Origin of the sequence: Streptomyces sp. NPDC006207 (genome assembly GCF_040613835.1) — a bacterium.
In the GTDB taxonomy this organism is placed as follows: Bacteria; Actinomycetota; Actinomycetes; order Streptomycetales; family Streptomycetaceae; genus Actinacidiphila.
The window spans coordinates 842-22,264 of the sequence record NZ_JBEXSX010000069.1 but is presented as its reverse complement, the minus strand read 5'-3'; the positions used below and the strand labels follow the sequence as shown (position 1 = coordinate 22,264).

The window sequence follows — 21,423 nt, the reverse complement described above, 5'->3', positions numbered from 1 at the left end:
CGCGGAGCGCGTCAGCGGCCGCGCAGGCGGCGTACGAGGATGCTCGCGTCGCCGCGGGACTCGAGGTCGGCCAGGACCACCGCGACCGCTTCGCGGACGATGCGCCCGCGGTCCACGGCGAGCCCGTGCTCCCCGCGCAGGACGAGGCGGGCGTGCTCGAGGTCCATCAGCTCCTCGGCGGAGACGTAGACGGTGATCTTCTCGTCGTGGCGCTCGCGCCCGCTGGGCCGCCTGGGGGCCCGACCGGACTTGCGGCGCGGCTGCGGGGGCTGCGGCGGCTGCGGAGCCGCCTGGGGGCCCGTGGAGCCCGTTCCGGGGGCCTGCAGGCCGCGCCGGACGGCCGGACCGGACGGACCCGCCTGCTCGGGGACGGAGCGGGCCGCGGGGGCGGGCGCGGTGCCGGGGTCGGTGCCGGCGTCCCGTCCGCCGTGCTCGGCGGCTTCGGAGGGCGCCGCGGACTCGCTGACGGGCGCCTCCTCGGGCGCCGGCTCCTCGGCGGGGGCGGGCACGGGCCGCAGCGGGCGTTCGCCGGGCGCGCCGGAGTCCGTGCCGGGGCCGCCGCCGGGGCCCGTGCCCGTGCCCGTGCCCGTGCCCGTGCCGGGAGTCTCGCCGTTGGCGTGCTGCCGCGGCGTCGCGGACTGGAGCCCCCGCCCCCCGGTGGTGCGGAACAGTTCGTCGGCCCCCGGGAGACTCACTCGGCGTGACACCGGGCGAGCACCTCCCTGGCGAGCTGGCGATAGGCGGCGGCGCCGACCGAATTGGAGGCGTAGGTGGTGATCGGCTCACCGGCGACCGTCGTCTCCGGGAAGCGGACGGTCCGTCCGATGACGGTGTGGTAGACGTGGTCGTCGAAGGCCTCGACGACCCGCGCCAGCACCTCGCGGCTGTGCACGGTGCGCGAGTCGTACATCGTGGCGAGGATGCCGTCCAGCTCCAGCTCGGGGTTGAGCCGTTCCCTGACCTTCTCGATGGTCTCGGTGAGCAGCGCGACACCGCGCAGCGCGAAGAACTCGCACTCCAGCGGGACGATCACCTGGTGGGCCGCGGTCAGGGCGTTGACGGTCAGCAGGCCGAGCGAGGGCTGACAGTCGATGATGACGTAGTCGTAGTCGGGCAGCAGCGGCTTCAACGCGCGCTGCAGCGAGGACTCGCGGGCCACCTCGCTGACCAACTGGACTTCCGCGGCCGACAGGTCGATGTTGCTGGGCAGCAGGTCCATGCCGGGCACCGCGGTCTTCAGCAGCACCTCGTCGGCCGAGAGCCCGCGCTCCATCAGCAAGTTGTAGACCGTGACGTCCAGTTCCATCGGGTTGACGCCGAGGCCGACGGAGAGCGCGCCCTGCGGGTCGAAGTCGACCAGGAGGACGCGGCGGCCGTATTCGGCCAGCGCGGCACCGAGGTTGATGGTGGACGTCGTCTTGCCGACGCCGCCCTTCTGGTTGCACATGGCGATGATCTTCGCCGGGCCGTGGTCCGTCAGTGGGCCGGGGATCGGGAAGTACGGCAACGGGCGGCCGGTGGGGCCCACGCGCTCACGGCGCTGGCGCGCCGCGTCGGGTGCGAGCGTGGCCGCGTACTCGGGGTCGGGTTCGTACTCCGCGTCGGGGTCGTAGAACTGACCGTCCTGCAGCTCTTCTTCGTAGTGCGCCATGGGGTTCGCGTAACGCGTCTCGTTGTCTGTCCCGGTCCTGCGCGCCTCGAACGTCCGGACGGCCACGGAGGCCACCGGTTCGAGCCGTGCGGAGCCGTCGGTCTGCACGGTCATTCCTGGCTGACCACCCCCGGGAGCAAATGTCGACTCATTCACAAGTCGTCTTACCTCCTTGGTGACCAGGAAACTTCTCAATAGGTCAGCGTTGCAGCATGCCGACGGTTGGCGACTCTATGGCGTGTCGGTGGTTCACAGCAACACAATCCACCGGACACGGCACGATGTGTCGGCAACCGAACGTCTCGCTGTCAAGGGTGTAACGACGACGCCGGGGATGTTTCGCGGGGGGACGAATCGGCAAAACAGTATGGTTCCACGCGAACGGCCGGGCCTTGAGACTCAAGACCCGGCCGTGCGTACCGGATTGGCGACAAGTTGACGCCAACGCGAGAAAAATCGATCAGTCGACCAGCCGGCGTCAGCCGAGGACGGTGGCCAGGTCGACGGCGTCCAGGCCGTGGGCCTCGGCGACCGGGCCGTAGACGACCTGCCCCTCGTGGGTGTTGAGGCCCTTGGCGAGCGCGGCGTCCCGGCGCAGCGCCTCGCGCCAGCCGCCGTTGGCCAGCTCGACGATGTACGGCAGCGTCGCGTTGGTCAGCGCGTAGGTGGAGGTGTTCGGCACCGCACCCGGCATGTTGGCGACGCAGTAGAAGACCGAGTTGTGCACCGCGAAGGTCGGCTCGGCGTGCGTAGTGGGACGGGAGTCCTCGAAGCAGCCGCCCTGGTCGATCGCGATGTCGACGAGCACCGAGCCGGGCTTCATCCGGGAGACCAGCTCGTTGGTGACGAGCTTGGGGGCCTTGGCGCCCGGGATCAGGACCGCGCCGATGACGAGGTCGGCGTCCAGGACGGCCTTCTCCAGCTCGAAGGCGTTGGAGACGATGGTCTGCACCTTGGTGCCGAAGATCTTGTCGGCCTCGCGCAGCTTGTTGATGTCCCGGTCGAGCAGGGTGACGTGGAAGCCCATGCCGACGGCGATCTGCGCGGCGTTCCAGCCGGAGACGCCGCCGCCGATCACGACCGCCTTGGCCGGGGCCACACCCGGGACGCCGCCGGGGAGCACCCCGCGCCCGCCGGCCGAGCGCATCAGGTGGTACGCGCCGACCTGCGGGGCGAGCCGGCCGGCCACCTCGGACATCGGGGCGAGCAGCGGCAGCTGGCGGTTGGCGAACTCGACGGTCTCGTAAGCGATCGCGGTGGTGCCGGACTCCAGCAGCGCGTCGGTGCACTCGCGGGACGCCGCCAGGTGCAGGTAGGTGAAGAGGGTCTGGTCCTTGCGGAGACGGTGGTACTCCTCCGCGATCGGCTCCTTGACCTTCAGCACCAGGTCGGCGGCGGCCCACACCTCGTCGGCGGTCGGGAGGATCGTCGCACCGGCGGAGACGTACTCCTCGTTCGGGATGGACGAGCCGACGCCGGCGTCCTGCTCGACGAAGACCTCGTGGCCGCCTCGGACGAGCTCGTGCACGCCGGCGGGGGTGATGGCCACGCGGAACTCGTTGTTCTTGACCTCGCGGGGGATGCCGACCTTCACGTCGATCACGGTCCTGTTCACGGGAGTGGAGGGTTTGTGCAGGTCTCCGGACATGTCACCCCATAACGGAGTACGCCGGACCTGACCGCGATGTTCTGCGGTGTGACCAAGTGTAGTGAAGGAAGAGTCACTGTCCAGCCTTACAAAGTGACTACTTTCAGCGAAGGCATTGGCAGTTTCGTAGGTACAGCTCGCGGACGGCGTGATCTGAGGGCCCCCGGTGGGCCCTTGGGCCCGGAAACAGAGGCGCTCAGTCCTCCTCGGGCTGCGGAATCTCCTCGGCGGGCAGCAGCCGGCGCGCCGCGGCCCGCTGGAGCCGGGCGCCCGCCGGGTCCCCGAGCCGCTCCAGGGTGTCGGCCATGCGCAGCAGCACGGCGCCCTCCAGCCGCCGCTCCCCCGCCTGCCGGGCCCAGTACAGGGCGTCACGGCAGGTCCGCAGGGCGTCCTCGGGGTGGCCCGCGTACTCCTGGACCCGGGCCACCTCGCTGAGGGCACGGGCCTGCGCGGGCAGGTCCTTCAGCCGGCGGTGGGCGGCCGCCGCGGCACGCCACTCGCGCAGCGCGTTGCCGTAGTGGGCGGCGTAGGTGAACAGGGCGCCGAGCCTGGAGTGCAGCCGCGCCTGGTGGACCACCTCGCCCCGGGCCTGCCGCAGGGCCAGCGCCCTGCCGTACCAGTCGGAGGCGCGCTGTGGGTCGTCCAGCTCCAAATAGGTCCCGGCGATGGCCTCCAGCGCGCGGCCCTCGGCGTCACCGTCGTAGGCCTCCCGGGAGGCCACCAGCGCGGCCCGGTAGCGGTCGAGGGCGTCGAGCGGGCGGGCCGCCTCCACGTCCAGGTCGCCGATGTTCAGCAGGGCCGCCGCCTTCTCGCGGTGCAGTCCGCGCCGCTCGGCCACGTCCAGCACCAGGTGGTGGAGCCGGTAGCGCTCCGGCGCGGTCGCGCCGCCGTCGGGGTCCGCGGCGAGGGCCCGGACGAGCGCGGCCATGAGACGGCGGGCCAGGGTGTCCAGTTCGCCGTCCGCGACCGCCAGTCGTGCGGAGGCCAGCAGGACCGGCAGCCGCAGCCGCAGCCACCCGGCCGCGACCGGACGGCCGGCGAAGCGCAGCGACTTGGGCAGCCCGTCCGGTTCCGACTCGCCCTCCAGGCACATCCGGCACGCGTGCAGCAGCCGTACCGTGCGCTCCAGCATCCGGGCGCGGGCGAGCAGCACCTCGGACGGCTTCTCCGTGCTCTCCAGCAGTGCCCGCAGCGGCGGGGTGAGCCAGCCCGGCACGCGGTACTGCGCCGGCAGGTCGCCGGCCGCCGGCTCGGGGTGCAGCAGCCCGCAGCCGGCCAGGTCCGCGAGCGTGGCCTGCGCGGCCTCGACCGAGCAGCCGCCCAGGGCGGAGGCGGTCTGCGCGTCGGTCAGGCCCGAGGGGGCGAGCGCGAGCAGGCGCAGCATGCGGGCCACGGCGGGCGACAGCGCTCCGTAGACGAAGCGGAAGGCGCGCAGCAGCTCCGGCGCGGGAGTGGCGCGCGGGGTGGGCGGCGGGGCGGCGTTCCCCTTCTCCTCCGCTCCCCCGGAACCGTCGGCGTCCCGAGCGCCGCCGGGCTTCCGCGCGGTCGGGTCGGCGGACGTGCCCGCCCGGCGCAGCACCCGCGCCTGCCCGTCCGCGGCCAGGCCGCGCAGCGCCTCCGGCAGCGGGTTGCTGCCCGTGCGGTACCCGACGTCGGCGCGGAGCGTGCCGTCGCCCCGGGTGGCCGTGCCGCCCTCGGCGGCCACAGGAGCCGCCGGTCCGGCGGCGGCGGCCGGCTCGGCGGCCTCGGCGTGCAGCCTGCGGGTGGCCTCGGCGACGGAGGTGCGGGGCTGGGCGGCGAGCCATGCGGCGACCAGGCGCAGCGCCGCGGGATGGCCGCCGCACTCCTGGGCGAGAGCCTCCGCGGCCCGGGGGTCGTTGGTGATCCGCACCCGGCCAACGGCCTCGGCCAGCAGGTCGACGCACGCCACCGGGTCGAGCCCGCCCAGGGTGCACGGGCGTACGTCGTGGACGCCGGGCAGCGGCCCCTCGGCCGTGGCGACCAGCAGGTTCCCCGAGCCCTTGGGCATCAGGTCCAGCAGCTGGCGGGAGTCCACGACGTCGTCCAGGACGAGGACGGCCTTGCGCCCGTTCAGGGCGGTGCGCAGTGCGGCCTGCAGTTCCTCGCGCTCCGCGGCCGGTTCGACCTCGACGTCCATCGCGCGCAGCAGCGAGCGGGCGGACTGCTCGGGCGGCACCGGACGGCCGTCGTTCTCACTGAGCCGTACGTAGAACTGGCCGCCGGGGTAGCGGTCGGCGACCTCGTGGGCGAGGCGCACGGCCAGCGCCGTCCGTCCCGAGCCCGGCCGGCCGGCCACGAGGAGCACGCGGCTGCCGTCGGGCGTCTGGCCGCGCAGGGCCGCCAGGCCCGGCCGGTCGATGTCGGCACGCAGTTCCTCGAGCTCGCGGCGGCGCCCGACGAACCCCGGCAGGCCGGGGGGCAGCGTGCCGTGTGCCGGGGTCTGCGACGCCGGCCCCCACGGGCCGTCGTCAGAGGCCGCCGCCGATGCGTCGGCGTCCAGCACGTGATCCGCCACGGGCCCACTCCCGTTCTCCTACGAACGGCAAGAGCCTAGTTCACGGTATGGGTCCAACCCCCCTGCGCGACGCGGCGGATCCGGTCAATGATCACCCTCTCGGACGATCGGATGGTCAGACCGAACGGGTCACACGGAGAACGGTCGCGCGGGCCACTCGGCCTCGGCGGGACGCAGCGCCTCCAGGCCGTCCCCCGCCCGGGCGGCCTGCAGCGCGAGCACACCCACCACGAGGCAGTTGTTGTGCAGTTCCCCGGCGAGGACGCCGCGGACCAGCTCGTCCACCGGGACCCGGGCGAACTCCATGTCGGCCTCTTCCTCCGACACCTCGAAGCGCTCGCCCTCCACCTCGGACAGGCCCCGCGCCAGGAAGATCCGCACGGCCTCGTCGCAGCCGCCGGGCGTGGTGTACACGTCCGTGAGCACCCGCCAGTCCTCGGCCTTGACGTGGGCCTCCTCGTACAGCTCGCGCTGGGCGGCGTGCAGCGGGTTCTCGCCGGGGACGTCGAGCAGTCCGGCGGGGATCTCCCACAGCTTCATCCGCACGGGGTGGCGGTACTGCTTGAGGACCAGCACCCGGTCCCGGTCGTCGAGGGCGAGCACGGCCACCGAGCCGGGGTGGACCTGGTAGTCGCGCCGGGCGACGCCGCCGTCGGGCATGACGACGTCATCGGTGCGGACGCTGGTCTTCTTCCCGGTGAATGGGGTGGCGGTGGCGGTGACCCGCCACTCCTCGGGAGTGTCCTTCAGCATGGTGCCCTCCGTACGCGGTACCGGGGCGGGCCGTTCGCCGGCCCGCCCCGGCAACCGTACCGATCAACCCTTGAGGCGCTCGACGGCGGCCGCGACCAGACCCGCGAACAGGGGGTGCGGACGGGTCGGGCGGGACTTGAGTTCGGGGTGCGCCTGGGTGGCCACCAGGTACGGGTGCACGTCGCGGGGGTACTCGACGTACTCGACCAGCGTGTTGTCCGGGGAGGTGCCGGAGAACACCAGGCCGGCCTTCTTCTCCAGCTCGCCGCGGTAGGCGTTGTTCACCTCGTAGCGGTGGCGGTGCCGCTCCTCGACGTAGGGCTCGCCGCCGTAGACCTCGCGGACGATGGAACCCTCGGCGAGCTTCGCCGGGTACAGGCCCAGCCGCATGGTTCCGCCGAGGTCGCCCTGGCCGGCGACGATGTCGAGCTGCTCGGCCATGGTGGAGATCACCGGGTGCGCGGTCGCGGCGTCGAACTCGGTGGAGTTGGCGTCCGGAATGCCGGCCAGGCTGCGGGCCGCCTCGATGACCACGCACTGCAGGCCCAGGCACAGACCCAGCAGCGGGATGCGGTTCTCGCGGGCGAAGGTGATCGCCGAGACCTTGCCCTCCACACCGCGGTCGCCGAAGCCGCCGGGCACGCAGATCGCGTCCACGTCGCCGAGCTGACGGGCCGCGCCGGCCGCGGTCTTGCAGTCGTCCGAGGTCACCCACTTGATGTTGACCTTGGCGTTGTTGGCGAAGCCGCCGGCGCGCAGCGCCTCGGTCACCGACAGGTAGGCGTCCGGCAGGTCGATGTACTTGCCGACGAGGGCGACCTTCACCTCGTGCTCGGGCTGGTGGACCCGCCCCAGCAGGTCGTCCCACTGCGTCCAGTCGACGTCGCGGAACGGCAGGTTCAGCTTGCGGACCACGTACGCGTCCAGGCCCTCGGTGTGCAGCACCTTGGGGATGTCGTAGATCGACGGGGCGTCGATCGCCGCGACCACGGCCTCCTCGTCGACGTCGCACATCAGCGAGATCTTGCGCTTGATGGAGGTCGGCACGTCGCGGTCGGCGCGCAGCACGATCGCGTCGGGCTGGATGCCGATGCTGCGCAGCGCGGCCACGGAGTGCTGGGTCGGCTTGGTCTTCAGCTCGCCGGAGGGGCCGATGTACGGGAGCAGTGAGATGTGCATCACGAAGACGTTGTCCCGGCCGACCTCGTGCCGGACCTGCCGCACGGACTCCAGGAAGGGCAGCGACTCGATGTCGCCGACGGTGCCGCCGACCTCCGTGATCACCACGTCCACGTCCTCGGTCGCCATGCGCCGGATGCGGGACTTGATCTCGTTGGTGATGTGCGGGATGACCTGCACGGTGTCGCCCAGGTACTCGCCGCGCCGCTCCTTGGCGATCACCGAGGAGTACACCTGGCCGGTGGTGACGTTGGCCGAGCCGGCGAGGTTCACGTCCAGGAAGCGCTCGTAGTGGCCGATGTCCAGGTCGGTCTCGGCGCCATCGTCCGTGACGAACACCTCACCGTGCTGGAACGGGTTCATCGTGCCCGGGTCCACGTTGAGGTACGGGTCGAGCTTCTGCATGGTGACGCGCAGACCCCGGGCCTTGAGCAGTGCGCCGAGGCTGGAGGCGGTCAGTCCCTTGCCGAGCGAGGAGGCGACACCCCCAGTGACGAAGAGGTGCTTGGTCGTCGTGGATTTGGGCGGCAGTGCCAACAGGGGGCTCCCGTGGTCGCGAGGTGGTGGTCGGGACGGCACCATGGTGATGAAGAGGGGTGTCGTCGCGGCGGTTCAGTGGTTCAGGCCACCGGCCCACGGGCTACCAGGGTATCAGTGACGCGCACCAGACGGTGCGGGCGGCTCTCTGACGAAAAACGCGGTCACCGGGAGTTTGGTACGACAAAATGCACCCGACCGGCCCAGCGGGGGCGGTCGTCGCTTCCGCACAGCCCGCGTTGTCGTCGTATCCTGCTCGGACACATCGATTCGATGCGAGTGAACCGGCACGGCACTACCCCGCCCGCTCCCGGGAAAGAGCTCGTCGACAGATCCACAGACCGCAATCACCGCCCCAGTCCCAAGGGGCGCCGCCGTCGTTCGACTGGGAGACCTACGTGGCCGGGCGTATCGAGGATTACGCACTCATCGGCGATATGCAGACCGCCGCCCTGGTGTGCCGGGACGGCACGGTCGACTGGCTGTGCCTGCCCCGCTTCGACTCCCCCGCGATCTTCGCGGGCCTCCTCGGCACCGAGGAGCACGGCTACTGGCGGCTCGGCCCCGCCCACGCGAACGGCACCCCGTCCCCGGCCGCCACCCGGCGCCGCTACCGGGGCGACTCCCTGGTGCTGGAGTCCGAGTGGGACACCCCCCGCGGCACGGTCCGTGTGATCGACTTCATGCCGCCGCGTGACGGCGCCCCCCAGCTGATCCGGATCGTCGAGGGCGTCAGCGGCCGGGTGCCGATGCGGTCCGCGCTGCGCATGCGCTTCAGCTACGGCTGGGTCGTGCCGTGGGTGCACAAGGTGGGCGAGCGCACCGTCGCCGTCGCCGGCCCGGACTCCGTCTGGCACGACACCGATGTCGAGACGTACGGCAAGGACCTCACCACCTACGCGGACTTCACGGTCTCGCCCGGCGACCGCATCGCCTTCACCATCAGCTGGCAGCCCTCGCACAAGGAGCCGCCCCCGCTCGCCGAGCCCGAGGCGTCGCTGGAGGCCACCGAGGACTTCTGGCGGGAGTGGGTCGCCCAGTGCACCTACCACGGCCCCTACCGGGACGCCGTGGTCCGCTCCCTGATCACCCTCAAGGCCCTGACGTACGGGCCGACCGGCGGCATCGTCGCCGCCCCCACCACCTCCCTGCCCGAGGACATCGGCGGCGTCCGCAACTGGGACTACCGCTTCACCTGGCTGCGCGACGCGGCGATCACCCTGTCCTCCCTGCTGCGCACCGGCTACCGCGACGAGGCCCGCGCCTGGCGCGAGTGGCTGCTGCGCGCGGTCGCCGGCGACCCGGAGAACCTGCAGATCATGTACGGCATCGCCGGTGAGCGCGAGCTCGGCGAGACCGAGCTGGACTGGCTGCCCGGCTACGAGGGCTCGATCCCGGTCCGGGTCGGCAACGGCGCGGCCCACCAACTGCAGCTCGACGTCTACGGCGAGGTCACCGAGGCCCTGCACCTGGCGCACATGACCGGCCTGGCCCGCAACGACTACGCCTCGCTGCTGCAGATCCGGCTCATCCAGTACCTGGAGGACCACTGGGACGAGCCGGACGAGGGCATCTGGGAGGTCCGCGGCCCGCGCCGGCACTTCGTCCACTCCAAGGTCATGGCCTGGGTCGCCGTCGACCGCACCGTCAAGCTCATCGAGTCCGGCGAGGTCGACGGCCCGCTGGAGCGCTGGCGCGACCTGCGCGACGAGATCCACCGCGACGTGTGCGAGAAGGGCTACGACAAGGAACGCAACACCTTCACGCAGTCCTACGGCTCGCGCGAGCTGGACGCCTCGCTGCTGCTCATCCCGCAGGTCGGCTTCCTGCCGCCGGACGACAAGCGCGTCATCGGCACCATCGAGGCGATCCAGCGGGAACTGTCCACCGAGGACGGCTTCGTGCTGCGCTACCCGACCGACGCCCCGCCCGGCGGCGAGAACCTGGACGGCCTCCCCGGCGACGAGGGCGCCTTCCTCGCGTGCTCCTTCTGGCTCGCCGACGACCTCGCCATGATCGGCCGGGTCGACGAGGCCCGCAGGCTCTTCGAGAAGCTGCTGGCGCTCCGCAACGACCTCGGCCTGCTGGCCGAGGAGTGGGACCCGCGGCTGCAGCGGCAGGTCGGCAACTTCCCGCAGGCCTTCAGCCACGTGCCGCTGATCGACACGGCGCTGCGGCTCACCGCGAGCGGCGCGTACGGCGGCTGACGCACCGCCGCCGCCCGCGAAGCGGCCCTCAGGACGAGGTCAACTCGTCGTAGATGCTGAGCACTTGGGCGACCGTGTCATCCTCGGTCGGCCAAGTGGCGGCCTGCACGGGACCGGCCGCGGCGAACCCCGCACGCCGTGCCGGGTCCCCCAGCAGACGCGTGACGGTGTCCGCGAGCGTCTTCGGATTGCCGTAGGGCACCAACACCGCTGCCTCGCCGACGAGTTCGGGCGTACCACCGACGGAGGTCGCCACCAGCGGCGCCCCGGCGTGCAGCGCCTCCTGCGCGAGAAGGGACCGCGCCTCCCAGCGCGACGGCAGCACCACCACGTCGGCGGCGGCGAGGAGTTCGGGCACGTCGTCGCGGCGGCCGAGCAGCCGCACCGGCAGCTCCTCGCTGTCGATCCGCTCCTGGAGCTCCGTACGCAGCGAGCCCTCGCCCGCGACGACCAGCAACGGCGCCGGGTCGAGCCCCGCCCAGCCGTGGGCCGCGTCCAGCAGCAGGTGATACCCCTTGCGCGCCTCCAGACGGCCCACCGCGAGCAGCAACGGACGCTCCCCCACGGCGAATTCGTCCCGGGTCTTGTACCGGCGCCGCTCCGCCTCCGCCACCGCCTCCGGGGACGGCGCGGCCCGCGGCGGCGCCGGCACCCCGATCGGCCCGAGCCGGGCGTCCCGGGCCCCGGCCGCACGGGCCCGGTCCACCAGGTCCGACGAGGCGCCCAGCACGACCGCCGCCGCCCGCGCCACCCGGCGCTCCAGCAACCGCAGCACCCGCCCCCGCGCCCCCTCCGCCAGCACCGCGCCGTGCCAGGTCACCACCAGCGGCGTACGGCGCCCGCTCAGCGCCATCGTGGCGAGCAGCCCGGCCCGCAGCCCGTGCGCATGCACCACGTCCGCCCCGGCGCAGGCCGCCCGCAACGCCGTCACCACGGCCGCGTCCGCCCTCGGTTGTGCGCGCCGCGTGATCTCGACCGGCGCGAACCGCGCTCCCGCCGCCCCGAACCCGTACCGCTCCTCGGCCTCGGCGGGCCCGCAGACCGTCACCTGTACGCCGCGCGCCACCAACCCGCCCGCCACGGAGGCGACATGGGCCCGCGCCGTCTCGCCCAGCACGTGGACGGCGTGCAGCTGCCCGTGCAAGGGGCTCGGTGAACTGCTCACGCGGGGTAGGACTCCTGACTCGGCATCGTGCGGAGGGCGGCGGGGTCTGCTCCCTCAAGGATGCCAGGCCGATAGGCCATCCAGGGAGCGATGCCCCACCCCCACCCGGCCACACGTACGCGGGACCACCCTTACGAGTGCCCCCCGCTCCCCCATCACGCCGACCCCGCACCCGCAAGCGGGGGTACCCGCCCTCGGGCGTGGCACGCGCCGGTGCACGCCCACGGCCGGGGGACGGCGGTGCCCCCGACGGACCGGCCACGGACCGGCCGGCGGCGTTGCCGACCGCCTCCGCCCCGTGTGCGGTGCGCGGAAACCCCTCCCGGGGGTCCGCCGGACGGCGCCCGGGGAACGTCGGTCGGCCACCCGCCGCGCGGCAAGACCGCACCCCCACTGGCGAAGGCGAGACGACCTCCCGGCCACGACCACAGCCGCCCTGCGATCCGCACACCGGCCGGAGCGACGGCCCACGCGGGTCCGGCGCGCGTCAGCGCGCTTCGCGGGCCGCGGCCAGCAACTCCTCCGCGTGCGCCCGCCCGAGCTCCGAGTCCTCCAGCCCCGCGAGCATCCGCGACAGCTCGCGTACCCGCTCCTCACCCTCCAGGACGCGCACCCCGCTCCGCGTCACGGACCCGTCGTTCGTCTTCTCGACCAGCAGCTGCCGGTCCGCGAACGCGGCCACCTGGGGCAGGTGCGTGACGACCACGACCTGCGCGGTCCGCGCCAGACGCGCCAGACGCCGGCCGACCTCGACCGCCGCCTTGCCGCCGACGCCCGCGTCGACCTCGTCGAACAGGTACGTCGGTACCGGGTCCGACCCCGCGAAGACGACCTCGACGGCGAGCATCACCCGGGACAGCTCACCGCCGGAAGCACCCTTGGCGATCGGCCGGGCCGGGGCGCCGGGGTGGGGTGCGAGCTGCAGCTCGACCTCGTCGGCGCCGGTCGCGCCGAAGGCGACCCGGCGGCCGCCGACCTCGATGCCCTCCGCGTCCTCCGTCTGCCGGAGGGCGACGCCGACCCGGGCGTGCGGCATGGCGAGCTGCGCGAGCTCCGCCGTGACGGCCGCGGCGAACCGGTCCGCCGCCTCCCCCCGGGCGTCGGTGAGGGCCTGGGCGAGGTCGCCGAGCTCGAGGCGCAGCGCGTCGCGCTCCCCGGTGAGCTCCCCGATCCGCTCGTCGTCGCCCTCCAGCTCGCCGAGCCGGGCCGCGCCCTGCTCGGCCCACGCCAGGACGGCGTCGATGGACTCCCCGTACTTGCGAGTGAGGTGGGCGAGGACGGCCCGCCGCTCCTCCACGACCGCCAGGCGCCGGGGATCGGCGTCCAGGTCGTCGGCGTACCCGGCGAGCTCACCGGCGACGTCGCCGAGGAGGATGCCGATCTCGCCGATCCGGTCCGAGAGCGCGGCCAGCGCCGGGTCGTGGGAGCGGACGGCCTCCAGCGCACGCTGGGCGCCCGCGACGAGCATGCCGGCGTCGACGCCCTCGGGGTCCTCGGGGTTCCCCGCGAGCGCGGCGTGCGCCTGGGTCGCGGCCGACGCGAGCGCCTCGGCATGGCCCAGCCGCTCGGCCTCGGCGGCCAGGTCGGCGTCCTCGCCGGGCAGCGGTTCCGCGGCGGCGACCTCGTCCAGGCCGAAGCGCAGCAGGTCCGCCTCCTGGGCGCGCTCCCGGGCCCGGGTGGTCAGCTCGTCCAGCTCGCCGGCGACCTCGCGCAGCCGCCGGTAGGCGCCCGCGTACTTGGCCAGCGGCACGGCGACGGCGTCGCCCGCGTACCGGTCCAGGGCCTCGCGCTGGCGGGCCGGCCTCAGCAGGCCCTGCTGGTCGGTCTGGCCGTGCACGGCGACCAGCTCGTCCGCCAGCTCGCCCAGCAGCCCCACGGGGACCGTGCGCCCGCCCACGAAGGCCCTGGAGCGGCCCTCCGCCGAGACGGTACGGCTGATGAGCAGCGCACCGTCGTCCAGCTCGGCGCCCGCCTCCTCGGCCCGCACGGCGGCGGGCGCGCCCGCCGCCAGCGTGATCCGCCCCTCGACCGACGCCGATTTCGTACCGATCCGGACCAGACCGGGATCGGCACGGCCGCCCAGCAGCAGCCCGAGACTGGTGACGACCATGGTCTTGCCCGCGCCGGTCTCGCCGGTCACCGCGGTGAAGCCGGGCGACAGCTCGACCACGGCGTCCTCGATGACTCCCAGCGACCGGATCCGCATTTCCTCCAACACGGATACGACCATACGAGGTTTGCGGGCCGCCGCGCGACGGGCCTCACCCCTGAGGGCAATCTCAGTGCGGCGCGCCCCGCCAGCCGGCCACCGGCAGAGCGAACTTCGCGACCAGCCGGTCCGTGAACGAGGCGTGGTGGAGCCGCGCCAGCCGCACCGGCACCGCGCCCCGCCGGACCTCCACGCGGGCCCCGGCCGGAAGGTCCACCGAGCGCCGCCCGTCGCACCACAGCACGCCGTGCGGAGTCTTCGGCTGCACCTCCACCGCCAGCACCGACTTCGGGGAGGTCACCAGCGGCTTCGCGAAGAGCGCGTGCGCGCTGATCGGCACCATCAGCAGCGCCTCCACCTCGGGCCAGACCACCGGCCCGCCGGCCGAGAAGGCGTACGCGGTCGACCCGGTCGGGGTCGCCATCACCACCCCGTCGCCGCCGAAGCGGGAGACCGGACGGCCGTCCACCTCCGTGACGACCTCCAGCAGCCGCTCGCGCGCCTGCTTCTCCACCGACGCCTCGTTCAGCGCCCAGTCGGTGTGGACGACCCGGCCGTCGTTGCGCACCAGGACGTCGATCGTCATGCGCTCCTCGACCTCGTAGTCGCGGGTGACCACGCGGTCGACGACCTTGTCCAGGTCATCGCGCTCGGCCTCCGCGAGGAAGCCGACCCGGCCCAGGTTGACGCCGAGCATCGGCACCCCGGAGGCACGCGCGAACTCCGCGCCGCGCAGGAGCGTGCCGTCACCGCCCAGGACGATGATCAGCTCGCAGTCCGCGACCGTCTCCGGTCCGATCTCCTGCACCCGCTGCACCCCGCCGTCCCCGGGCAGCGTCAGGTCCTCGGCCTCCTCGGCCAGCACCCGTACGCCGATGTTGCAGCGCTTCAGCCCCTGGACCACCCGCTCGGCACTGCGGATGGCCGCCGGCCGCCCGGTGTGGGCGAGGAGGAAGACGGTGCGGCCGGACGTCCCGTGCACCTCGTGCGTCTCGTGCGTCTCGCTCAACGGGGCCCCTCCGCCACAGCGCGTTCGACATCCGCCGGGTCCAGTTCGGGCGCCCCGGCGCGCAGCCACAGAAAGTACTCCACATTCCCCGACGGTCCCGGCAACGGGCTCGCGGTCACGCCCAGCACCCCCAGTCCCAGTGCGGCCGCCTGTCCGGCGACCTGTCGTACGGCATCGGCGCGCAGCTGAGGGCTGCGGACGACACCGCCGCTGCCCAGTCGCTCCTTGCCCACCTCGAACTGCGGCTTGACCATCAGGACCAGGTCCGCGTCGGGCGCGGCGCAGCGTACGAGGGCGGGCAGGACGAGCCCGAGCGGGATGAAGGACAGGTCGCCGACGACAAGGTCCACCGGCTGGTTGTCGATCTGCTCGAGCGTCAACTCGCGGACGTTGGTACGGTCCTTCACGGTGACGCGTTCATCGCTCTGCAGCGACCACGCGAGCTGTCCGTAGCCGACGTCGACGGCGACGACGTGCGCCGCGCCGTTGCGGAGCAGGACGTCGGTGAAGCCGCCCGTGGACGCCCCGGCGTCCAGCGCGCGCCGCCCCTCCACGAGCAACCCGTGGGGCACGAACGCCGCCAGCGCCCCGGCCAGCTTGTGGCCGCCGCGGGAGACGTAGTCCGGGTCCGAGGCGTCATCGGCGACGACGACCGCGGCGCTGGTCTCCACCTGCGTGGCGGCCTTCGTCGCGGTCGTCCCGCCCACGGTCACCCGGCCGGCCGTGATCAGCTGCCCGGCGTGCTCCCGCGAGCGGGCCAGGTTCCGGCGCACCAGCTCGGCGTCGAGTCGGCGTCGTGCCACGTGAGGTTCAGCTCCTGTTGTCGGCGTCGAGTCCTGTGAGCGTGTCGCGCAGCCCACGGTGTACATCCTCGTACACCTCGACGTGGTCCTCGGTGGGAAGCAGGTCGGCATCCCGCAGGCGGACAAGGACGGCGTCCACCTCGGTATTCCCCGTGGCGTCCAGCACGACGCCCAGCGGCCGCGGCCCCGCGTCGACGACCGCCTCCGCCGGGACCGCGGCCTCCGGTGCGGGCGCGGGTGCCACGCCCTCCAGCCCGGTCTCAGTCACGTCCCTTCACCTCCTGCGTGCGGCCCGCCGCCTTCTTGGCAGGGGTGGCCTTCTTCGCCGCCGTCGTCTTCTTCGCGGGCGCAGCCGCTCGGGACACCGCGGCGGTCTTCTTGGCCGGGGCGGTGGCAGCGGTGCCGGACACCGCGGCGGTCTTCTTCGCGGGGGTGGCCTTCTTCGCCGCCGTCGTCTTCTTCGCGGGCGCAGCCGCTCGGGACACCGCGGCGGTCTTCTTCGCGGGGGTGGCCTTCTTCGCCGCCGTCGCCTTCTCCGCGGGCGCAGCCGCTCCGGACGCCGCCGCAGTCTTCTTGGCCGGGGCGGTGGCAGCGGTGCCGGACACCGCGGCGGTCTTCTTCGCGGGGGTGGCCTTCTTCGCCGCCGTCGCCTCCTTGGCGGGGGCGGTGGCAGCGGTGCCGGACACCGCCGCGGTCTTCGTGGCGGGGGCCGCGTTCTTGGCGGCGGCGGCCTTCTTGGCGGGGGCGGTCTGCTTCGCGGCAGGAGCCTTCGCGGGGGCCGCGTTCTTCCGCGCGACCGGCACGGCAGCCGTGCCCGCGGCCATGTCGGGCTCCGGAACCACAGGGGCTGCAGGCGTGGCGGGAGGCTGCGCCGGCGCGGCGTTCTTGCGCGCCACCGGGGTGGCGGCGGCAGCGCCCGTCCCCGTGGGCTTCTTCGCGGGCGCAGGCGCAGGCGCGGGCGCGGGCCTGGCGACCGGCGCATGCTCCACCGGCGGCTGCGGCGGCACGTACAGACCGGGGTCCGGCTCCTCGTCCGTCATGTCGGCCCCGGCCGGCTCCCGGTCGTCGTCCTCCAGGTTCCGGATGCGGCGTTCCAGGGCCTCCAGGACGACGCCGACCTTGGTGACCTCGTCCGCGAGCCGCCCGACCCGGCCCATCGCCTTGTCGATCTCCTCGCGGACGAGACCCACGAGCAGGTCGCGGTTGGCCCTTCCCGACGCCATCAGCTCGTCCGCGAGCGTCTGCACCTCGGGCGGGATCCGCTCGCCGATGCTCCGCTGGACCGCGTCGACGTCTATCCCGGTCTGGTCGAGCAGTTCCTTGGCCGCCCCGACCGCCCGTCGCCGGGTGGCCTCGGTCAGGCCGCCCGCGATCTGCAGACAGGTCCGCAACGCGTCCCGCATACGCCCTCACTCCTCGCCTTCACCAGTTCCCCAGACTTCGTCGGTCACGACGCTACCGTCTATGGCGCCGCGTCTCCCCGACAGTCCCCTGCGGTACCGTCGATCAAGACCAGCACGAGCCACGTCCGAACGGGAGAAGCACAGCCCATGGCGACCATCGAGGAGTGCCGCAGCGCGCTCGAGCGGCTGTCCGAGAACCTCGCCGGGACCGAGGGCGGCGACCTGCGCAGCGCGGCCGCTCTCGACCGCTCGCTGAGCTGCCGCATCACCGATCTCGACGTCACCTTCGTGGGGCGTCTGGTGGACGGCCGCATCCAGGACGTGGTCACCGTGCAGGGCCCGCCGGCCGAGCGCGCCGAGATAAGGCTGACCATGGCCGGTGACGACCTCGTCGCGCTCGTCGACGGCAAGCTGCACTTCGCCAAGGCGTGGGGCAGCGGCAGGGTCAAGCTGGAGGCGGGCTTCCGCGACCTGCTGCGGCTGCGCAAGCTCCTCTAGAGCCCCAGCCGGTCCAGCGCCTTCTCCGCGTCCAGGTCGCAGGAGCCGTCCCCGGCCCGTGTCCAGGCCGCCGCGCACAGCGCCCGCAGTCCGTCCATGGGTTCGCCGTCGCCGTCCAGCAGCAGCGCCCCGTCGCCCGCCGAGGCGGTCCAGCTCCCGCAGCGGTACGCACCCGCACCGGCGTCCGTGACCCCGGGCTGCGGGGTGAGCAGGCCGCGCAGATCGGCGTCGACGTAGGTGGGCCGGTGCTGCGGCGGAGCGGCGAGCAGCAGTGCGGGAGTGGTGACCCCGGTGAGCACCAGCAGCGAGTCGACGCCGCCCGCGTGGGCGCCCTCGATGTCCGTGTCGAGCCGGTCGCCGACCACCAGCGGCCGTCGCGCGCCCGTCCTGATGACCGTCTCCCGGTGCATGGGCGGCAGCGGCTTGCCCGCGACCTGCGGTTCGCCACCGGTCGCGATCCGGACGACCTCGACGAGCGCGCCGTTCCCCGGTGCCGTGCCACGGGCGGTCGGGATGGTCAGGTCGGTGTTCGAGGCGAACCACGGCGCACCGCGGTTGACCGCGAACGCCGCCTCCGCGAGCTGCTCCCAGCCGACCTTGGGCGAGTAGCCCTGCACGACCGCGGCCGGGTCGTCGTCGGCCGAGGCGACCGGCTGGAGCCCGCGTTCACGCAGCGCCTCCACCAGCCCCTCGCCGCCGATCGCCAGCACCCGTGCGCCCGACGGGACCTGATCCGCGATCAGCCGGGCCACCGCCTGGGCGGAGGTGATGACCTCTTCCGCCTCGGCCGGCACGCCGAGCCGCGTCAGGTGCTCCGCGACGGTCCGCGGCGTGCGGGCCGCGTTGTTGGTGACGTACGCCAGCCGCATGCCGTGGGCCCGGGCCGAACCGAGCGACTCCACGGCGTGCACGATCGCGTCACCACCCGCATAGACCACTCCGTCCAGGTCGAGCAGGGCGGTGTCGTACGCCTGGTCAAGGGGGCTTTCACTGCCGGCCGGGCCGGTCCTGTGGGTCATCGGGCGGTCGCTCCTCGTATGTCGTCGATCACTCGGCACACTTCGCGGACATGACCCGCGTAGCATGCCCGGATGAGCAATTCCGGACCCGCTGTACGGGGCTTGCGGCTGGCGCCGTTCCGCGCGCTCCGCTACGTCCCCGAGCGGGTCGGCAGCCTGGCCGCGGTCACCTCGCCACCGTACGACGTCGTCGTCCGGCCCGAGGAACAGCGGCACCTGGAGACAGCCGACCCGCACAATGTCGTGCGGCTCATCCTGCCCACCGCCGAGCCCCCGGACGGCCGGCACCGCAAGGCCGCATGGGCGCTGTTCCAATGGCAGGAGGAGGGCGTCCTGGCCCTCGACCCCAAGCCCGCCCTGTACGTGTACGAGCAGCGCGAGGGCCATCAGGTGCAGCGCGGCCTCATCGGTGCCCTGCGCCTGACCCCGCCCGAGGAACGGATCGTGCTGCCGCACGAGGACGTGATGCCCGGCCCGGTCGCCGACCGCGCGGCGCTCATGCGTGCCACGGCCGCCAACCTCGAACCGCTGCTGCTGGCGTACCGGGGCGATGACGGGGAGGCGGCCGAGGTCGTCGAACGCACCGTCGCGGAGCCGCCCTTGCTGGCCACGACAACCGAGGACGGCATCCACCACCGGCTGTGGGCGATCACCGACCCGGGGGCGATCGCCGCGGTCGACGCCGACCTGTCCCGGCACCAGGCCGTCATCGCCGACGGCCACCACCGCTGGGCCACGTACCTGCTGCTGCAGGCCGAGCACGAGGCCCCCAGCCCCTGGGACTACGGCCTGGTGCTGCTGGTGGACACCGCCCGCTACCCGCTGCGGGTCCGCGCCATCCACCGTGTGCTGCCGCAACTGCCCGTCGCACGGGCCGTCGAGGCGGCCCGCCACGCCTTCCGCGTACAGGAGCTGCCCGGCCCCCTCCCCCAGGCCCTGGCCGCCCTGGAGGCCGCGGCGGCCGAGGGCAACGCCTTCCTGCTCACCGGCGACGGCCGCTTCCACCTCCTGGACCGGCCGGACACCGAGGCCCTCGACCGCGCCATCCCCGTGGACCGGCCCGAGGAATGGCGGCAGCTGGACGCCACGGTGCTGCACAGCCTGCTCCTGGACCGGATCTGGGAGGTGCCCGACGCCCCCGAGCACATCCACTACATCCACGACACCCAGGCCGCGGTCGAGCGCGCCGAGCATTACGGCGGCACGGCCGTGCTCATCCACCCGGTGCGCGAGAGCGTCGTGCACGACCTCGCCAAGCAGGGTGTGACGATGCCGCGCAAGTCGACCTCCTTCGGCCCGAAGCCGGCGACCGGCCTGGTGCTGCGCAGCCTGGAACTCGACGGCACGCCCGCCTGAAGCCGCACAACGCGAAGGGCGGCATCCGCGTGACGCGGATGCCGCCCTTCGCGTTGTGCCGGCGATCAGTCCTCGGTGCCCTTGGCGGGCTCCTTGAACGGGTCGTCGAGGAACGCCGTCGGATCGGCCTCGTCGGTCAGGTCGACGTCCGGCTCCCCGGCGTCACCGACCTCGCGCTCCCCGTGCTCCTCGTCGTCGGAGGCCTCGGCATCCGCGGAGTCCTCGGCGGCGTCGTCGTCGATGTCGTCGCCGTCCCGATCCGCCGCGACGGGCGCGCCGGCCCCGGCGCCCTCGTCGGCACCCTCGTCCAGCGCGTCCACGAAGGCCACGCCGTCCAGCTGCGCCAGCCGGTCGGAGGCGTCCGTGCTGCCGCTCTGGTCGGCCTCCAGCGCCTTGGCGAACCACTCCCGGGCCTCGTCCTCACGGCCCGCCGCGAGCAGCGCGTCGGCGTACGCGTAGCGCAGTCGCGCCGTCCACGGGTGCACGGCGTTGGACGCCAGTTCCGGGCTCTGCAGGGTGACGACGGCGGCCTCGTTCTGGCCCATGTCGCGCCGCGCACCGGCGGCGACCAGACGCATCTCCACCTGACCCGCGCGGTCCAGCTTGTGCACCTCCGGCGCGCCCGCCATCTCCAGCGCGCGCTCCGGGCGGCCCATGCCCCGCTCGCAGTCCGCCATGACCGGCCACAGGTCGACCGTGCCCGTCATCCGCCGGCATGCCCGGAACTCGGCCAGTGCCTCGGCGTACCGCTCCGTGGCGTACGAGGCGAAGCCGGCCGCCTCACGGACGGCGGCGACACGGGACGCGAGTCGCAGCGCGACCCTGGAGTAGCCGTAGGCCAGGTCCGGGTCCTCGTCCAGCAGCCTGGCCACCATGACGAGGTTGCGCGCCACGTCCTCGGCGAGCGTCTTCGGCAGGCTCATGAGCTCCTGACGCACGCTGGGGTCGATCTCCTGACCCGTCACGTCGTCCGGGATCGGCAGCCGCTTCACCGGCTCCCGCTCCTCACGGCGCTCGTCACGGCCCCGGGTGTTCTCGAACCGCCCGCGCCCCTGCACGTACGGCCGCCGGCCGCCGCCCTGGCCGCGCTCGTCATCACGACGCGGGCCGCGGGGACGCTCGTCCCGACGGTCGTCGCGACGGTAGCCGCCACGGTCGTCGTCCCGGCGCGGCCCACGGGGCCGGTCGTCCCGCCGGTCGTCACGGGGACGATCCTCACGGGGACGGTCGTAGCGCGGCCGGTCATCGCGACGGAACCCACCACGGTCGTCCCGCCGGTCGTCACGGGGACGATCCTCACGGGGACGGTCGTAGCGCGGCCGGTCGTCACGACGGAACCCACCACGGTCATCACGCCGGTCGTCACGGGGACGATCCTCACGGGGACGGTCGTAGCGCGGCCGGTCGTCGCGACGGAACCCACCACGGTCATCACGCCGGTCGTCACGCG

The 21,423-nt window shown here is 73.5% G+C and carries 17 protein-coding genes and 1 pseudogene; 3 read left to right on the top strand and 15 right to left on the bottom strand.

The window, feature by feature from the left end:
* Nucleotides 1-11: 11 nt before the first annotated feature.
* From ABZ312_RS37280 to pyrG, 6 genes are all read right to left on the bottom strand, one after another.
* On the bottom strand, nucleotides 12-695 hold the full coding sequence (locus tag ABZ312_RS37280) for a hypothetical protein (protein ID WP_500439646.1): 684 nt from the start codon (nucleotides 693-695) through the stop codon (nucleotides 12-14).
* Nucleotides 692-1,765, bottom strand: a complete 1,074-nt coding sequence (locus ABZ312_RS37275; RefSeq protein ID WP_499511083.1) for a ParA family protein — start codon at nucleotides 1,763-1,765, stop codon at nucleotides 692-694. Before ABZ312_RS37275 ends, ABZ312_RS37280 begins: the two co-directional genes overlap by 4 nt.
* A 364-nt stretch (nucleotides 1,766-2,129) precedes the next feature.
* Entirely contained in the window at nucleotides 2,130-3,245 is a 1,116-nt protein-coding gene (gene ald, locus ABZ312_RS37270; RefSeq protein WP_500359318.1) for an alanine dehydrogenase, read from the bottom strand.
* Nucleotides 3,246-3,495: 250 nt separating this feature from the next.
* Complete coding sequence (locus tag ABZ312_RS37265; protein ID WP_500328566.1) at nucleotides 3,496-5,835, bottom strand: tetratricopeptide repeat protein; 2,340 nt, start codon at nucleotides 5,833-5,835, stop codon at nucleotides 3,496-3,498.
* Nucleotides 5,836-5,964: 129 nt separating this feature from the next.
* The gene (locus ABZ312_RS37260) at nucleotides 5,965-6,588 is read right to left on the bottom strand and encodes an NUDIX domain-containing protein (protein ID WP_499511085.1); all 624 of its coding nucleotides are present in this window, start codon (nucleotides 6,586-6,588) and stop codon (nucleotides 5,965-5,967) included.
* Between the two features lie 63 nt (nucleotides 6,589-6,651).
* Nucleotides 6,652-8,298: a CTP synthase gene (gene pyrG, locus ABZ312_RS37255; protein ID WP_500328600.1), complete on the bottom strand. Its 1,647-nt coding sequence runs from the start codon at nucleotides 8,296-8,298 to the stop codon at nucleotides 6,652-6,654.
* 404 nt (nucleotides 8,299-8,702) lie between these two features.
* Between pyrG and ABZ312_RS37250 the strand changes: the two genes are divergently transcribed.
* Nucleotides 8,703-10,511 (top strand): glycoside hydrolase family 15 protein, encoded by a 1,809-nt coding sequence (locus ABZ312_RS37250; RefSeq protein WP_500328570.1) that lies wholly within the window; start codon nucleotides 8,703-8,705, stop codon nucleotides 10,509-10,511.
* A 28-nt stretch (nucleotides 10,512-10,539) separates the two neighbouring features.
* Here ABZ312_RS37250 and ABZ312_RS37245 read toward each other — a convergent pair whose 3' ends face one another.
* The 6 genes from ABZ312_RS37245 to ABZ312_RS37220 form a co-directional block, all read right to left on the bottom strand.
* Complete coding sequence (locus tag ABZ312_RS37245; RefSeq protein ID WP_500439645.1) at nucleotides 10,540-11,676, bottom strand: glycosyltransferase family 4 protein; 1,137 nt, start codon at nucleotides 11,674-11,676, stop codon at nucleotides 10,540-10,542.
* Between the two features lie 487 nt (nucleotides 11,677-12,163).
* Nucleotides 12,164-13,906 carry a DNA repair protein RecN gene (recN, locus tag ABZ312_RS37240; protein ID WP_500360326.1) on the bottom strand — a complete coding sequence of 581 codons (1,743 nt, stop codon included), beginning with the start codon at nucleotides 13,904-13,906 and terminating at the stop codon, nucleotides 12,164-12,166.
* Between the two features lie 49 nt (nucleotides 13,907-13,955).
* On the bottom strand, nucleotides 13,956-14,894 hold the full coding sequence (locus ABZ312_RS37235) for an NAD kinase (RefSeq protein WP_500328576.1): 939 nt from the start codon (nucleotides 14,892-14,894) through the stop codon (nucleotides 13,956-13,958).
* Nucleotides 14,891-15,697 carry a TlyA family RNA methyltransferase gene (locus tag ABZ312_RS37230; protein WP_500328578.1) on the bottom strand — a complete coding sequence of 269 codons (807 nt, stop codon included), beginning with the start codon at nucleotides 15,695-15,697 and terminating at the stop codon, nucleotides 14,891-14,893. Before ABZ312_RS37230 ends, ABZ312_RS37235 begins: the two co-directional genes overlap by 4 nt.
* Nucleotides 15,698-15,704: 7 nt before the next feature.
* Nucleotides 15,705-15,965 carry a hypothetical protein gene (locus ABZ312_RS37225; RefSeq protein ID WP_500328580.1) on the bottom strand — a complete coding sequence of 87 codons (261 nt, stop codon included), beginning with the start codon at nucleotides 15,963-15,965 and terminating at the stop codon, nucleotides 15,705-15,707.
* Nucleotides 15,958-17,100 (bottom strand): histone, encoded by a 1,143-nt coding sequence (locus tag ABZ312_RS37220; protein ID WP_500439644.1) that lies wholly within the window; start codon nucleotides 17,098-17,100, stop codon nucleotides 15,958-15,960. Before ABZ312_RS37220 ends, ABZ312_RS37225 begins: the two co-directional genes overlap by 8 nt.
* Nucleotides 17,101-17,247: 147 nt before the next feature.
* On the opposite strand from ABZ312_RS37220, the gene ABZ312_RS37215 reads away from it, so the two are divergent.
* Entirely contained in the window at nucleotides 17,248-17,598 is a 351-nt protein-coding gene (locus ABZ312_RS37215) for a sterol-binding protein (protein WP_500328584.1), read from the top strand.
* On the opposite strand, the gene ABZ312_RS37210 is transcribed toward ABZ312_RS37215, so the two are convergent.
* On the bottom strand, nucleotides 17,595-18,617 hold the full coding sequence (locus tag ABZ312_RS37210; RefSeq protein ID WP_500439643.1) for an HAD-IIA family hydrolase: 1,023 nt from the start codon (nucleotides 18,615-18,617) through the stop codon (nucleotides 17,595-17,597). The two genes, ABZ312_RS37215 and ABZ312_RS37210, sit on opposite strands and share 4 nt — an antisense overlap.
* A gap of 72 nt (nucleotides 18,618-18,689) precedes the next feature.
* Here ABZ312_RS37210 and ABZ312_RS37205 point away from each other — a divergent pair, with 72 nt between their 5' ends.
* On the top strand, nucleotides 18,690-19,973 hold the full coding sequence (locus ABZ312_RS37205) for a DUF1015 family protein (RefSeq protein WP_500328588.1): 1,284 nt from the start codon (nucleotides 18,690-18,692) through the stop codon (nucleotides 19,971-19,973).
* A gap of 65 nt (nucleotides 19,974-20,038) precedes the next feature.
* Here ABZ312_RS37205 and ABZ312_RS37200 read toward each other — a convergent pair whose 3' ends face one another.
* Both ABZ312_RS37200 and ABZ312_RS37195 read right to left on the bottom strand, forming a co-directional pair.
* Nucleotides 20,039-20,911: a hypothetical protein gene (locus ABZ312_RS37200; RefSeq protein ID WP_500439650.1), complete on the bottom strand. Its 873-nt coding sequence runs from the start codon at nucleotides 20,909-20,911 to the stop codon at nucleotides 20,039-20,041.
* A gap of 50 nt (nucleotides 20,912-20,961) precedes the next feature.
* Nucleotides 20,962-21,423: pseudogene (locus tag ABZ312_RS37195) on the bottom strand (hypothetical protein); the annotation flags it as partial.